The sequence below is a fragment of the Chondromyces crocatus genome, assembly GCF_001189295.1.
Classification (GTDB): domain Bacteria; phylum Myxococcota_A; class Polyangia; order Polyangiales; family Polyangiaceae; genus Chondromyces; species Chondromyces crocatus.
Genome location: NZ_CP012159.1, coordinates 2,221,817 through 2,236,117 on the forward strand (window position 1 = coordinate 2,221,817; position 14,301 = coordinate 2,236,117).

Annotated in this window: 8 protein-coding genes; 6 read left to right on the top strand and 2 right to left on the bottom strand. The window is 71.7% G+C overall.

Features of this window, described 5'->3' with window-relative positions:
- Positions 1–22: 22 nt before the first annotated feature.
- Positions 23–3,409: an FG-GAP repeat domain-containing protein gene (locus CMC5_RS48380; protein WP_050429896.1), complete on the bottom strand. Its 3,387-nt coding sequence runs from the start codon at positions 3,407–3,409 to the stop codon at positions 23–25.
- 215 nt (positions 3,410–3,624) lie between these two features.
- On the opposite strand from CMC5_RS48380, the gene CMC5_RS08345 reads away from it, so the two are divergent.
- The 5 genes from CMC5_RS08345 to CMC5_RS44105 all read left to right on the top strand — a co-directional run bounded on the left by CMC5_RS08345 (position 3,625) and on the right by CMC5_RS44105 (position 10,907).
- Positions 3,625–5,958: a GumC family protein gene (locus CMC5_RS08345; protein WP_245678351.1), complete on the top strand. Its 2,334-nt coding sequence runs from the start codon at positions 3,625–3,627 to the stop codon at positions 5,956–5,958.
- A gap of 19 nt (positions 5,959–5,977) precedes the next feature.
- Entirely contained in the window at positions 5,978–7,462 is a 1,485-nt protein-coding gene (locus CMC5_RS08350; RefSeq protein WP_156338357.1) for a hypothetical protein, read from the top strand.
- Positions 7,463–7,604: 142 nt separating this feature from the next.
- Positions 7,605–9,188, top strand: coding sequence for a serine/threonine-protein kinase (locus CMC5_RS08355; RefSeq protein ID WP_082362325.1), 1,584 nt, complete (start codon positions 7,605–7,607; stop codon positions 9,186–9,188).
- Complete coding sequence (locus tag CMC5_RS08360; RefSeq protein ID WP_245678352.1) at positions 9,175–10,191, top strand: tetratricopeptide repeat protein; 1,017 nt, start codon at positions 9,175–9,177, stop codon at positions 10,189–10,191. Before CMC5_RS08355 ends, CMC5_RS08360 begins: the two co-directional genes overlap by 14 nt.
- Positions 10,191–10,907 (top strand): hypothetical protein, encoded by a 717-nt coding sequence (locus tag CMC5_RS44105; RefSeq protein ID WP_063796241.1) that lies wholly within the window; start codon positions 10,191–10,193, stop codon positions 10,905–10,907. The genes CMC5_RS08360 and CMC5_RS44105 overlap by 1 nt, the downstream gene beginning before the upstream one ends.
- 24 nt (positions 10,908–10,931) lie before the next feature.
- On the opposite strand, the gene CMC5_RS08370 is transcribed toward CMC5_RS44105, so the two are convergent.
- Complete coding sequence (locus CMC5_RS08370) at positions 10,932–12,209, bottom strand: MFS transporter (RefSeq protein WP_218920242.1); 1,278 nt, start codon at positions 12,207–12,209, stop codon at positions 10,932–10,934.
- A gap of 57 nt (positions 12,210–12,266) precedes the next feature.
- Here CMC5_RS08370 and asnB point away from each other — a divergent pair, with 57 nt between their 5' ends.
- Positions 12,267–14,285, top strand: coding sequence for an asparagine synthase (glutamine-hydrolyzing) (gene asnB, locus CMC5_RS08375; protein WP_050429902.1), 2,019 nt, complete (start codon positions 12,267–12,269; stop codon positions 14,283–14,285).
- Positions 14,286–14,301: the final 16 nt, after the last annotated feature.

Below are 14,301 nucleotides of genomic sequence, written 5' to 3' on the forward strand. Positions count from 1 at the left end.
CTGCGGCCAGATCACGGCGTGTCTACGAGCGCAGGTCGCGGTGTCGACGGCGTGAGCTGCTGTGCCTCGCGCTGCTCCATCGGCGCCCGACGGCGATCCCGGTGAGCGCGGCGAGGCTCCAGAGGCCCCAGGAGGCGCCGGGAGCCACGCCGAAGCGGCAGACGCAGGCACGGCCCCAGAGCAACACCTCGTCGTAATCTCGGCGGCCTCCCGTCCCGACACCGCCGGTCCCGTCGCCACCCGCGCCGCCGACGCCGCTGCTACCGCCACCTGCGCCGCTGACGCTGCTCGCGCCTTTCACGAAGTTCACGACGACGCCGTCCGAGGGGCGGTCCGGTCCGCGTCCTTCGGGGCCGATGGCGCGCACGCCGACGTAGTACTTCGCGCCGTCTTCCAGGGGGAGGTGCTGGGTGGAGGCGGCGGTCACGTTGCCCACGTCGGTCCAGGCCGGGGAGGTGAGGTAGGTGCCGGCGGCGCCGACGATGGCGAGTTCGTAGGAGGTGGCGCCAGGGACGGGGGCCCAGGCGGCGTGCAGGGTGCTCTCGGTCTCGATGAGGTCGATGTCGTCGTCGGTCAGGCCCTTGGGAGGGTCGACGTCCCAGACCCAGGCGGGCGCGGGAAGGATCTCGTGGCGGAGGCCGTAGAGGTAGCCGTCGGCGACGCTGACGAGGATGTCGTCGGCGCCGTCGCCGTCGGTGTCGGCGAGGATGGGCGCGCCGACGGGGGCGTCGAAGCGGTGGCTCCAGCGGAGCGTGGTGGCGCACGGGTCGACGGCGTAGAGGTGGCCGTCGGTGGCGCCGACGAGGGCGGTGGGGCCGCCGTGGGTCGGGTGGAGGCGAGACGAGACGGCGACGTCGCCGAGCTGGCCGAGCGTGGCGCCGGCAGCGGTGGCCGCGGCTTCGCTGTCGAAGGCGCTGCCGCCAGCGAGGACGAGGGAGCGGCGACCGCCGATCGCAGGGCCGGCGAGGGGGGTGACTGCGAGGCGCGCCGGGTGGATCGAGGAGCCTTCGACGAGGGTGGGGATGCCGTTGCAGGTGGCGATGGCGCCGTAGGGGTAAGGGCGATCGTCGGGGCCTTGCCAGTGGGTGGTCGCGAGGTCGTGGGCGAGGGTGCGCGCGGGGTAGAGGCCGCCTTGCAAGGTCAGCTCGGGGCGGGGGTCGCCGGTGACGTGCAAGGGGATGGGCAGGAAGTAGGCGAGGAACGAGCCGGTCGGGGTCTCGGCGAGGAGCTGGCCGGTGCGGCCGTCGTGGATGCGGGCGGTGTTGATGGCGAGCGCGACGTCGGTGGCGCCGTCGCCGTTCCAGTCGGCGAGGGCGAGGGGCGAGGTGCCGAACTGCGCGGTGAGGGGCTGGATCCAGCGAGCGGTGCCGGCGAGGGTCATGGCGTGGACGTGGACCTCGGAGGCGGCGTTGACGGTCATGAAGGCGAGGTCGGGGAGGCCGTCGGCGTCGAGGTCGCCCGGGAGCACGTCCCACGCAGGAGCGCGGTCGAGGGAAGCAGTGAGCTGGGGGTGGCCCTCGTGGTCGACGACGGACACGAGGTGCGTGGGGGGGTCGGTCGCAGGCCTGCGCTGCTGGAGGTAGGCGATGGACAGGGGGGACCCGGGGCTCGTGCGAAAGAGGGAGGCGCCGGTGCCGCCCGGGAGGCGGATGTTGGGGCGGGCAGGGCTGACGTTGCTGGCGGTGAGGGCGTCGATGCGGACGAGGTCGCCGCGGGCGTCGACGACGAGGGCGCTCTCGGCAGGGGCGCCCGGGATGAAGCGTCCGGCGAGGGGGGCGCGGCCGAAGACGAACATGCCGCCGTCGCCGGTGACGTAGGTGCCGATGCGCATGCCAGGGAGGGTCTCGTTGCCCTCGCGGAGGAGGTTCTGCGGGGTGAGGGCGCCGTCGAGGAGCGCGACGTAGCCGTCGTTGCGGGACACGACGAGGCGCGCGGGGGGATCGAGGGGAGGCGCGTGCGGTATGGCAGCGAGGGCGGCGATGCCGACGCCTTCGTCGAGGGTGTAGGTGGCGTCGTGGGTGAGGCCGATGGGGTCGAGGCGGTGCGTTTCGAGGCGGGTCGGGGTGTCGGTCGTCTCGAGAAGGAAGGCGCGCGCGCCGTCTTGCAGGGTGAGCAGGACGGGGCCGTCGGTGAAGCTCGAACGTCGGCCGAGCGGTCGGTCGGTCTGCGAAGGGACGCGGCGCGCAGGGCGCTCCCAGCGGTGCAGCGCTTGCGGGGAGGCGCCGAGCTGGACGCGGTGGCCGTGGAGGGTGGTGCCGGTCGCGGTGACGAGGGTGCGGGCGGCGCCGCCGGGTTCGAGCACGGCGTGGGCGAGGTGGCCCGGGAGCAGGAGCTGGGTGGCGCCGGTGGAGGCGTGCAGGATGTGGGTGTTCCAGGTGTTGCCGGGCTGCCTGGTGCTGACGACGATCTCCAGCACGCCGTCGCCGTCGAGGTCCCAGAGGAGCTTTCCGGGTGCGCGCAGCTCGCCGTCCGCGGACTCGCCGAGGCGCTCGTCCCAGAGCACCTGCAAGGCGGGGGTCTGGCCCGGTCGGTAGGCGAGCGCGAAGACGCGTCGCCCGTCCTGGTGGGCCGCGGTGACGCTGTGCAGGCAGACCACTTCGTCGCCTGGCTGGCCGTCGAGGTTCACGGCCTCGCAGCGGGCGGCGCCGATGAGGGGGGCGAGGGGCGCAGACTGCGCGAGCACGCTGCCCGTGGACGTCGTGAGGAGCAGGGCGTCGCCGCTGGGGAGGAGCAGATCCGGGATGCCGTCGCCGTTCCAGTCGCCGACGGTGCTCGCACCGACGCCGCAGCGAGCGCGGGGAGGGAGGGGGCCGAGTTTGATGGGGGTGATCGTGCCGCCGGGGAAGGCGTAGAGCTCGCCGCCGGGGCTCGTGCCCTCGACGGCGCAGCAGCCGCAGCGGTCGAGGAAGAGATCGGGGCGGCCATCGCCGTCGAAGTCGGCGATGCGCGTGGCGCTGATGGTGCCCATCTCGCCCGACGGCTGGCGCCAGCGCAGGGTGCCGTTCCGGCCGTCGACGACCATCGCTTCGCCGACGCTGCGGGCGATGACGTCCAGGCGACCGTCGCCGTCCAGGTCCAGGACGTCGATGACCACCTGGATGCCGAGGTTCTCCGTTTGCCAGAGGATCTGGCCGTCGGGCCGCACCAGGGCGAGGCGACCGCCGGCCGCGTGCAGCACGTCGACCGCTCCGTCACCGTCGGTGTCACCGACGAGCATGCCGCCGCCGCGCAGGGCGCCGCCGAGGAACGAGCGCCAGTACTGGGCCGGCTTGTCGATGTTGCCCGGGGTGAGCGCTGCGCCCGTGCGCGCGGTGTCGTGGCGCGCGACCAGCCACTCGGCCGCACCGGGGCGCGCCACGAGCACCACCCCGGCCGCGCTCGCCACCGCCAGAGCACGTCGCCAGCTCATCGGATGAGCTTCGCGACAACGCGCCTCCCTGTCCAGGCTCGAAGGTGGGGTGGCCCCCCGGGAGGGACGTGCGACCCGTCCGGTGCGGGAGAGGGGAGCGCGGTGCGGGTCGGGATCCGAGGCGGGGAGCGCGGTGGCTTGAACTTTGACGGGGGCAGGCGCACCTTAGCGACCGCGAGGGCCTCGCGCGGATCCGCCGAGCTTCGCTCCTTACCGTGACGACTTCCTCCTCCGACTCCTCCTCGCGATCGCCAGAGCCTGCGGCTCCGGGGGGCGCCTCCGGTCCGCGCCCCACGGTCTCCGGGGGACGCATCCCGGGGACGCCGCCAGCGCTGAACATCGTCATGGCCTGGCGGACGGTGCGGAAGCACTGGGTCATCGCCCTCGCCACGGCGGTCGGGGTGTTCCTGCTGGTGGCGTTTTACACGCTCGGGCAGAAGAAAATTTACCAGGCCACGGCCACCATCCAGTTCGACCCCAACCCGCCCAGGCCGCTGGGGCGCGGGGTCGACGCGGTGGTGGAGATGGGGACCGGGTCGTACTGGAACAACCGCGAGTACTACGAGACCCAGTACAAGATCATCCAGTCGATGCGCGTCGCCCTCGCCGTGGTGCGCGATCTGAGCTTGCACAACGACAGCGCGTTCCTGGAGAACCTGCCGCCCGGTCGGCCCGGGTCGGGGAAGACGGTGACGCCCGAGGAGGCCGCGGAGGTGCTGCGCGAGCGCCTCGCGGTGGATCCGGTGAAGGAAAGCCGGCTCGCGATCGTGCGCTTCACCGACGCCGACGCCCAGCGCGCGCAGCGGGTGCTGTCCGTGGTGGTGAACACGTACGTCGAGCAGAACCTGGAGGACGTGCTCGCCTCCACCGACTCGGCCGTCGAGTGGCTGCGCACGCAGCTCGACAAGCTGAAGGGGGATCTCGAAGCCAGCGAGATGGCGCTGCACGAGTACAAGATCGACAAGCACATCCTCTCGGTGGCCATCGACGATCAGTCGAACATGCTGCGCGAGGAGATGAAGCAGCTCAACGAGGCGCTCACGCTGGTGCGCACGCGCCGCGAGGAGTTCCGCGCGCGCCGTGACGAGCTGGCGAAGGTCAAGGCGTCCGATCCGGTGGACCTGCCCTCGTCGGAGCTGCTCCAGAGCGTCACCTTGCAGACCTTGCGGGAGCGCTACGAGGAGACGGTGCGCGAGCAGAAGGCGCTGCTCGGTGAGGGGAAGGGACCGCGCCACCCGGACATGCGCGCCGCGGAGGAGCGGGTCGGGGCGACGAAGGCGGCGCTGCTCTCCGAGGTGAAGAACATCCAGGGCGCGCTCGATCGCGACCTCGCGGTCGTCTCCCGGCAGGAGGGCGCGCTCGCCGGACTCTTCGGGCGGGCGCAGAAGCAAGCCTTCGATCTGAACCTGCTGGAGATCGAGTACAACCGCCTGCGCCGGAGCAAGGACAACACCGAGAAGCTCTACGCGCTCGTCCTGGAGCGGACGAAAGAGGCGGATCTGACGCGCATGATGCGGGTGAACAACATCCGCGTGCCAGACCCGCCGCTGGTGCAGCGCAAGCCCATCCGGCCGCGTGTACCGATGAACCTCGCGGCAGGGCTGCTCGCGGGCGTGGGTCTCGGAGTGGCGGCGGCGCTCGGACGGGCGATGCTCGACCGCACGCTGAAGACGCCGGACGACGTGGAGCAAGAGCTGGGCTTGCCGTTCCTGGGGCTCTTGCCGGAGATCTCTCCCGAGGAGAAGCACGCCAAGGGGAAGCGGCCGAGGCCGAGGCGCGGGGGTCGCGGCGGAGGGACGTCACGCGAGCTGATCGTGCACGAGCAGCCGTTCAGCGGGGCTGCCGAGGCGGCGCGCGCCGTCCGGACCAACCTGCTGTTCATGGCGCCCGACAACCCGTACCGCATCCTGCTCATCACGAGCGCGGGGCCGTCGGAAGGCAAGACCACCGTCGCGTGCTGCATCGCCACGGCGATGGCGCAGGCCGAGCAGCGGGTGATCATGGTGGACTGCGATCTGCGCCGGCCGCGCCTGCACCGGGTCTTCGGGAAGGGGACCGACGTCGGCGTCACCACCGCGCTGCTCGACGGCGAGCTGCCGAGCGACGAGGTGATGCGCACCGAGGTCCCGAACCTGTGGGTGCTCCCCGCGGGGCCGCTGCCGCCGAACCCGGCGGAGCTGTTCCACAGCGCGCGCTTCCGGATGCTGCTGGATCAGCTTTCGGCGCGCTTCGACCGGGTGATCATCGACAGCCCGCCCGTCGTGGCGGTGACGGACGCGGCGATCCTCTCCACCCTGTCCGAGGGGACGGTGCTCGTCGCGCGTGCCTTCAAGACGCAGCGGGAGCTGGCACGGCACGGGGTGAAGTCGCTGCTCGACGTGGGGGGCACGGCGGCGGGCGTGGTGCTGAACGCGGTCGATCTCGATCGGCAGGAGTACCGCTACTACCACTACTATTCGTACAAGAAGGAAGGCTACTACGGGCAGGTCGACGGCGACCCCGAGGCCCGCCCCGACGATCGCCCCGGTGACTCGGCCGCGGCGTCCTGAGGCGGGGGGAGGCGTCGTGGTGAAGACCGAGCACGGCAAGCGCGTGTTCTCGCGCGTCGGGGCGGTCGGCCTGGTCGCCGGCCTCGCGGTGGTCGGCCCGCTCCTGGAGAGCGCGCTCGGGGGCGGTGGGCGCGGGTGGTTCGTGGGCATGCTGCTCATGGTGATCGCGCCTTCGCTCGTGCGCGCTGGCGGGCCCAGGCTCCACCCGCTCGATCCGGAGACGTTCGTCCCGGCGACGTACTTTCTGAGTTCCGGCTACGCGCCGACCCTCCACCTCGTCCTCTCGCGTTCCTTCTCGCTGACGCAGCCCGAGACCCACGCCTTCCAGGTGGCGTACCTCGGTGCGGTGGGCTGTGCGCTCGTGTGCACGGCGATGAGCCAGCCACCTGCCCCGCCGGACGAGCGTTCTCCCCTCGCGCCCACGCTGATCCCGAGGGACTGGGCCGTCGTCGCAGGCGGGATGATCGGCGTGCTGTTGCTCGGCGTCTGGGTCGCGCAGACCGGCGTCGGTCGCCTCCTCGCGGCCAGCTACGTCGACACGTACCAGCACGAGCAGGGCAAGGGCCTCCTCACCGCCGGGTGGTATCTCATCCAGCTCGCCATCGTGCACTGCGTCGCGCGGATCGCCGACATCCGTGGGGCCGGCGAGCGCGTCCCGCGACTCATCTACACCGCGCTCGGCGTGATGCTGATCGTGTTTCTGTTCAACACCATGCTCGGTCGGCGCGGGCCGCTCCTGTGGGTCATCGCCAGCATCGGCCTCTGCTTGCACCTGTCACGGGTCAAGGTCCCGCGGTGGTGGCTGGCGATCGGCGTCGCGGCGATCCCCATCTATGCCTACACGATGGAGGGATACCGGGCTCAGCTCGGAGAGGGGGCAGAGGCTCAGCTCGCCTCGGCCCAGGCCGGGCTCGAGCGCATCGACAATCCCTTCGTCATCCCCGAGCTGGAGACGGTCTTCGGCACGCTGATGATCATCGTCGAGCAGCACCCGCCGATCCTCCACTACCCGGGCGAGAGCTGGGTGAACGCGCTGCTGATGCAGGTGCCCAAGCCCTTGTGGGAGGACCGGCCCACCTCGCTTTCGGCGCGCTACGTGTGGTGGATGTCGCCCTCCTTCGCCCGGGAAGGCGGAGGGTACGCCTTCAACATGACAGCCGAGGGGTACCTGAACCTGGAGTACGCGGGCGCGCTGCTGCAGGTGGCGGTGGTCGCGGCGGTATTCTTTTTCGGACCTCTCGCCGCGTGCGTGGGCCGGGTGCGCGACCCGCTCGCACGGGCGCTCGCCGCTTGTCTGGGCTCGTTCGCCTACAACCAGTTCCGGGGGGAACTCGCGTCCGTGTTCAAGGTCAGCCTGGCATTCCTCATCTCGGTGGTGGTGATCCACGTGGCGAGTTCCCTCCTCCTGCACCTCCAGGAGCGGGGACGACGCGCTGCGCCGCAAGGGTGGCGATCCCGTGTGCGGGCTTCCTCGCGCGGGCATGGGGCGGAGGAGGCAAGGTAGGGGGCGGTCGGTCGACGGGCTCCCTCGGGCAGCGTCCCGTCTCTGCTGACCGCGGGGCACCGACTCGGTTGGCTGTTAGCCATCGATACGATACCTTGATCTAAGCGCCACCTCACACGGTACGGCCGCCCCGTAGCTTCCTATGTCCGCACGCGATCCCAACGCGCCTACCGTGCTCAAGGACCCGGCGACCTTGCCGGCACCGGTGTCTCGTTCGGCGCGCTCGGGGGGCGCCCCTTTCCAGAGCCACGGGAGCCCGCTGGTGACGCCCTTGCCGACGATCTCCCAGCTGCCGGGTGACGTCTCCCAGGCCGACTCGCCGCCCTTGAGCTGGCGTGAGGCCACGCCGATCTCTTCGTCGCGGGTGCCGTCGCTCTTGCTCGAGCCCGGGATGTCGATCGGGAACGGGCGGTACGAGCTGATCAAGCCGCTGGGGCATGGCGGCATGGCGGAGGTCTGGCGGGCGATGCACGTGCCGCTCCGGACCGAGGTCGCCATCAAGTTCATCTCGGCGAACCTCACGGTGGATCCCGGCCATGGCCAGGAGGCCATGGAGCGGTTCCGCCTCGAAGCGCAGATCGCGGCCCGCCTCGGCGCGCGGAGCAGGCACATCGTCATCGTACACGACGCCGATGCGCACCTCGGCCGGCCGTACCTGGTCATGGAGCTGCTCGAGGGCTGCGATCTCGCCGACCTCATCGAGCAAGGGCAGATGCCGCTGCCGCAGATCGCGGACATGCTCGATCAGGTCGCCGAGGGGCTCGACGCGGCGCATGCGGCAGGGGTCCTCCACCGGGATCTCAAGCCTTCGAACATCCTGATCAGCCAGGAGCAAGACGGGAAGCTCAACGCCAAGATCGCCGACTTCGGGATCGCCAAGATCATGTCGCGCGACATGCCCGTCGACAGGCCCCGGACGACGATGCAGGGCTCGTTCATCGGGACGGCCGCGTACATGAGCCCCGAGCAGGTCGAGGGGCGGTGCGAGATCGACTCCCGCAGCGATCTCTGGGCGCTCGGGGTGGTGATCTACGAGTGCTTGACGGGGGTGCTCCCCTTCGAGCGGCCCACGTTCACGGCGGTGATGGCGGCCATCGGCGTCGGCCGTTTCGATCCTCCCTCCACGCGCCGCCCGGGGCTGCCGCCGTCGCTCGACGCGTGGTGCACGCGCGCGCTCGCCCAGGATCGTGACGCGCGCTTCTCCTCGGCGCGCTCGATGGCGAGCGCCTTCCGGACGGCCGCGCGGTGCCCGGCCCAGGTGGTGAGCCACGATTCGGCCTCGGGGCGGAGGCCGATGCTGCCGGGCATGAGCGCGGGCATGGCCTCGGCCGAGAGGCGGAGGCGGCGCGGGACCGTGTTCGCGGGGATCGCGTTCTGCGCGCTCCTGCTCTCGGCGCTCACCCTGGTGTTCCTGTGGCTCTCGGCGGAGGACGAGCCGCACCGTGACGACGCGCGCCGTCCTCCGGTCACCACGCCATCGCCCGAGACGCTGGCGCCGACCCAGGTGGACCCGAACCAGCCGGAGATCGTCCCCTCTCCCTCGTCGTTGTCTCCCCCGACGACCCCGGTCACGCTCGCGCCTCCGCGGCCTGTACCGCCGGTCGTCGAGGCGCCCCCGTCGGCCACCGCCCAGCCTTCCGCTCCGGAGACGGCCACGGTGACGGTGGCCCCGACCCCGCCGCCCCCTCGCCCCCGCAAGAAGATCAATCCCAGTGAGATCCAGTAACTGCGCGCGCACCCTCGTGGCCTCGGTGCTGCTGGCTTTTGCCGTCGCCGCACCAGCCCCCGCCTGGGCGGTCGACTCCGACGCGCAGGCGTTCTTCGCGCAAGGGCGCCAGCTCCGCGGTGAGAACCGCTGCGCCGAGGCGATCCTGGCCTTCCGACGCGCGCTGGACCTCTACCCCCAGGGGCTGGGCGCGCTGCGGAACATCGCCGAGTGTGAAGAGGAACTCGGGCAGTTCGCCTCCGCGCGCAACAGCTGGTGGAGCCTGCGGCGCGCGGCGCTCCAGAGCAACGAGCCGAAGTACGAGGGGTGGGAGGTCGACGCGGAGTCGGCGTACAAGCGCCTCGAGAGCAAGGTCGCGCGGATGACGGTGCATCTCCGGGGCGAGGGAAAGGAGAAGGCGGAGCTGTCCATCGACGGCAAGCCGCTCGATCCTCGCCTGCTCGGCGTGGAGATCGAGCGGGACGCAGGGCCGCACCAGCTCACGCTGACCTATGGCGGCGCGGTCCCCGTGGTCCGGCAGCTCGAGCTGGCGACCGGGGCGCGCGAGGTGATCACGCTCGACATCCCCCGGCCGACGGCCGCGCCGCCGCCCGAGAAGCCCAGGAAGCCGCGTGAAGGCGAGGAAGATCGCGGGGGGAGCAACGGCATGCGCATCGCGGGCATCGCAGCGCTGTCGGTGGGTGGTGTCGGTGCCGTCGGGACGGTGATCTCGGTCATTCTCCGCAGCTCCGCGCTGAGCGAGATCCAGGAAGCCTGTCCGGACTACCAACGCTGTCCGACCTCGCTGGAGGGCGCGGAGTCGCGGGGGCGCACGGCGTCCACCCTGGTCAACGTTTTCGGTGCGGTGGCCATCGCGGGGATCGGTGCAGGGGTCCCGCTGTTCATTCTGGGCAGCCGCCAGAAGAGCGCGGTGTCGCGGTCCGATGCATTCTCACCACAGCTTCAGATCGGGGTGGCGCCAACGGGCGGCGGCCTCGCTGCGCAGCTCGGAGGGAGGTTCTGATGGAGTCTCGGGTCGCTCGAACCACGCTGGGGTTGCTGATCGGTTCTGGCGCCATGGCGCTGATGGCGGCGTCGTGCAGCTTTCCGGACATCGACTACTTCAGTGGCGCCCTGACCTCGACGACCACGACCACGACCACGACCATGCCCGCGACCACGTCCGGGATGGGGGGCACGTCCGGCGAAGGGGGCCTGGGAGGTGGTGGCGGTGAGGGGGGAGGTGTCCACGAGGGCGGCGCTGGGGGTATCGGGGGCCAGGGCGGCACGGGCGGGCAAGGTGGCACCGGTGAAACGTGCGAGGTGCCGGATGGAGGACCGAACCCGCCCGGATGCTGTGACGTCGATGGCGACGGGATCGGCTCCACCAAGTGCTGCGACAACGATGGCGATGGATACCGGTCGACGGGGTGCACCGAAGGCGACCCGACGCGGAACACGGACTGTGACGACGAGGACGCCCGGGTCCACCCGGGCCAGACCGACTGGTTCCCGACGCCCCATCCGACGCGGAACTTCGACTACAACTGCAGCGGCTCCGCGGAGCCCGAGTACAACCAGGTGACCTGCGGCGGCCAGTGCCCGAGCTCGACGAGGAACGGTGTCTTCCTGGACGCCGTGACGTGCGGACAGGCGGGCCGTTTCGGGAACTGCAAGCGGGAACTCCTCGGCTGCACGCCGACGATCACGGACGCCTCGCGCATTCTCCGCTGCCACTGAGCCGCCCGGCGGCTCCGCGCCGGGTCAGCCGCTCGAGGGGGCGGGCTCGGGGGCGGGGCCTTCGTCCTTCTTCCGGAACGCGCGCTTCGCTTGCTCGGGGTTCACGAGCGGGAGCAGCACCAGCGGTGCGATCAGCGACGCTGCGGCGAGCAGGTACATCTCCGGTGCGGAGAGCCGCTCCGCCGCTCGGCCACCGAGCCACGCCGTCCACGAGTTCCGCACGTTGGCGAGGGACATGAAGGCGGTGAACTGTGTCCCGCCCACGGCCGGGTTGGAGAGGTCCATCGCCAGGGACAGGTAGGTGGCCTGGAGCATGCCGTCGGCGAAGGCGCCGGTGAGGGCCAGGCTGTAGACCACCGTGCGCGATCCCCAGCGCGCTTCGAGCAAGCTGAAGGCGACGTGGATGGCGGCCGAGATGAGCGTGAAGAGGAGCACCGCGCGACGACGCCCCAGCCGGTCGGAGAGGACGCCGCCGGCGAACGCGCCCACGGCGCTGAGCCCTGCTGCATAGAGGCCGCTGAGCGCGCCGATCTCCTCGTCCGAGTAGCCCAGCCGGTTCTTGAAGAACGGCGACGCCATCGCGCCGAGCAGCCCCGAGCCGGCCGGCGCGAGGACATAGAGGATCAGCGCGAAGAACGTGGCCCGGAGCGCGAAGGAGCGCAGGGTCGTCAACAGCACGCGGGGCGTCTCGGTGAGCACGCTCGCGCGCGCTGGGCGCGGGCGCTCGCGCACCATGGCGGGCAGCACCGCCACGACGAAGATCATCGTCGCCATGATCAGGAACAGCCCCCGGAACCCGATGCTGCCGGAGATCATCGCGAAGCCGCCGCCGCCCACCGCGACGCCGGCGTACTTCATCGACCACATCACCCCGTTCGCCGTGCCGCGCTCGTGCTCCTCCAGCACGTCGATGGCGAAGGCGTCCACCCCCACGTCCTGCGCCGCGGCGAACAGGTTGTGGAGGAAGATCAGCGCCAGGAACGGCTCCATCGCGCCCTTCGGATCCAGTCCCGCCAGCGCGAGCAGCGTCGCCCCCATCCCGAACTGGGATGCCAGGATCCACGGCCGCCGTCGCCCGAGCCGACCCAGGTCCAGCGCGTCGCTCAGGGGGGCGATGAACAGCTTCAACGACCAGGGCAGGTACGCGAGGGCCAGCACCTTCCCGATCGCCTCGGGGCCCATCCCTTGTCCGGTCAGGTAGAGCGAGAGCGGCAGGGAGATGAAGCCCCAGGGCACGCCCTGCGCGAAGTACAGAGCGCCGAACAGAAACAGGCGCCCGAGCCGGGTCCGGGAGAGGTCCACCGACGGCAGCATACACGCCGCGACGCTCCTTTCGGTTCGTGGTGCTAGCCTCTCGGCGTGTGCGGCATCGTCTCCATCGTGCGACCCGCCGGCCTCCGCGATGCCGAGCGCGGCAGCCTCCTGACCGCGATGCGCGACGCCCTCGCCCACCGGGGCCCCGACGACGCCACCGCGGAGATCGTCGACGGCTGGGCGGCGCTCGCGTTCCGACGCCTCTCGATCATCGACCTCGAAGGGGCGCGGCAACCGCTCCACGGCGAGACCGACGACGTGCTCTGCGTCTTCAACGGCGAGATCTACAACTTCCAGGACCTGCGCGCCCGGCTCGAAGCGCTGGGCCACCGCTTCACCACCCGCGGTGACGGCGAGGTCATCACCCACGGCTACGAGCAGTGGGGGGATGCCATCCTCGATCGGCTGGAGGGCATGTTCTCCTTCGTCCTCGTGGATCGGCGCCGCGCTCGGATCCTCGCGGCGCGGGACCGTGCAGGCATCAAGCCCCTGTTCTGGACCGAGATCCCGGGCGGTCTCCTGCTCGCCTCCGAGCTCAAGGCGCTCCTGCTCCACCCCGAGGTCCGTCGCGTCGCGTCAGGACCCGGCCTCGACCTCGGCCTCGTGCGCATGCACGTCCCCTGGCCCCTCACCGCCTTCGATGGCGTCTACCGCCTCCCCCCGGGCGCTGCCCTCTCCTTCGACCGCGCGAGCGCCGCGCCCCTCGTCCGCCGCTTCGCGCCCATCGCCCCCGCCGCCCCCCAGCGTGCGCCCTCCGTCCCCCCGCCGGCGCTGGACGCATCTGCCTCCAGTGCGCCCCCGGACCTCCTCGACCGCGCCGAGCACGAAGTCCACCGCGCCGTCGCCCGCCAGATGGTCGCCGACGTGCCGGTGGGCGCGTTCCTGAGCGGCGGCATCGACTCCACCCTCCTCGTCACGCTCATGCGCCGCCTCTCCGGCGAGCCGCTGCACACCTTCTCCATCGGCGTCGACCGGGCCGACGACGACGAGTCGGAGGTCGCCCGCGACACCGCCAGCCGCCTGGGCACCATCCACCACGAGCTTCGCCTCGACACGCTCGCCTTCGAGGACCTCGCCGAGCTCCCCGCCCTCTACGACGAGCCCTTCGCGGAGACCAGCGCCCTCGGCGTCCGCGCCCTCAGCCGCGCTGCCCGCGAGCACGTGAAGGTCGTCCTCACGGGCGACGGCGGCGACGAGGTCTTCGGCGGCTACGACACCTACCGCATGGTCGCCGCCAGCGCGCTCGCCCGCCGCGCGTTGCCTCGATCGCTCGCCGACCGCCTCGGCAAGGCGGCCCTCACTGCCCTCGGCCGAGGTGCACCTGACGAGCACACCCGCCGCGCCTTGCGGCTCGCCGCTTTGGTCGGCATGGACGCTCCCGCCGCGCACCGCAGCCTCCTCTCCACGCTGGCCTGGTGCGAAGGCGCGCCTGCCCTTGCCGCGACCGAGCGCCTCAGCGAGCTCGTCGCCGCCCGCGCTGCCGGCCCCCTCGCCGCTGGAGCCCACGCCGCCCCCGGCGCCCGCTCCCCGCTCTCCGCCACCCTCACCGAGGCCCTGCGCGCGGCCCTCGTCGCCGACCGCCTCGAGCGCCTCCCTGGCGCGATGCTCACCAAGGTCGACATCGCCTCCATGTCCGCATCCATCGAGGTCCGCGTCCCCCTCCTCGACGACGCCCTCGTGCGCTTCGCCGACGCCCTCCCCGTTTCTGCGCTCGTCAGCCCTGGCCGAGGCAAGCTGCTCACCCGCCGCCTGCTCGAACGCCTCCTCCCAGGTGGCCCCGCGTGGCACAAGAAGCGGGGCTTCGCCCTCCCCATCGACGCCTGGATCCGCAGCGCCCACGCCCCCCTCGAGGCCCTGTTCCACGCCCACCGCCGCGTCCTGCGCGACCTCACCCGCGTCGACGCCACGGCGGCCCTCGACGACCTGCTCCGGGGCAGCCCCCGCTACTCCGCGCCCACGGCGGGGATGCGGCTGCTCTGGCTCGCCACGGTCGCCTTGTGGTCCGACCGCCACCGCGTCACCCAGCGGAGCGACAGCGCCGACCTCGACGCCCTCGTCGTCTGAGCGAGGCGTCGGCGCT

Bases quoted from the DNA above. Each gene is read 5' to 3' on its own strand.
- CMC5_RS48380 (WP_050429896.1), bottom strand. From the start codon at position 3,409: ATGAGCTGGCGACGTGCTCTGGCGGTGGCGAGCGCGGCCGGGGTGGTG.
- CMC5_RS08355 (WP_082362325.1), top strand. From the start codon at position 7,605: ATGTCCGCACGCGATCCCAACGCGCCTACCGTGCTCAAGGACCCGGCG.
- CMC5_RS44105 (WP_063796241.1), top strand. From the start codon at position 10,191: ATGGAGTCTCGGGTCGCTCGAACCACGCTGGGGTTGCTGATCGGTTCT.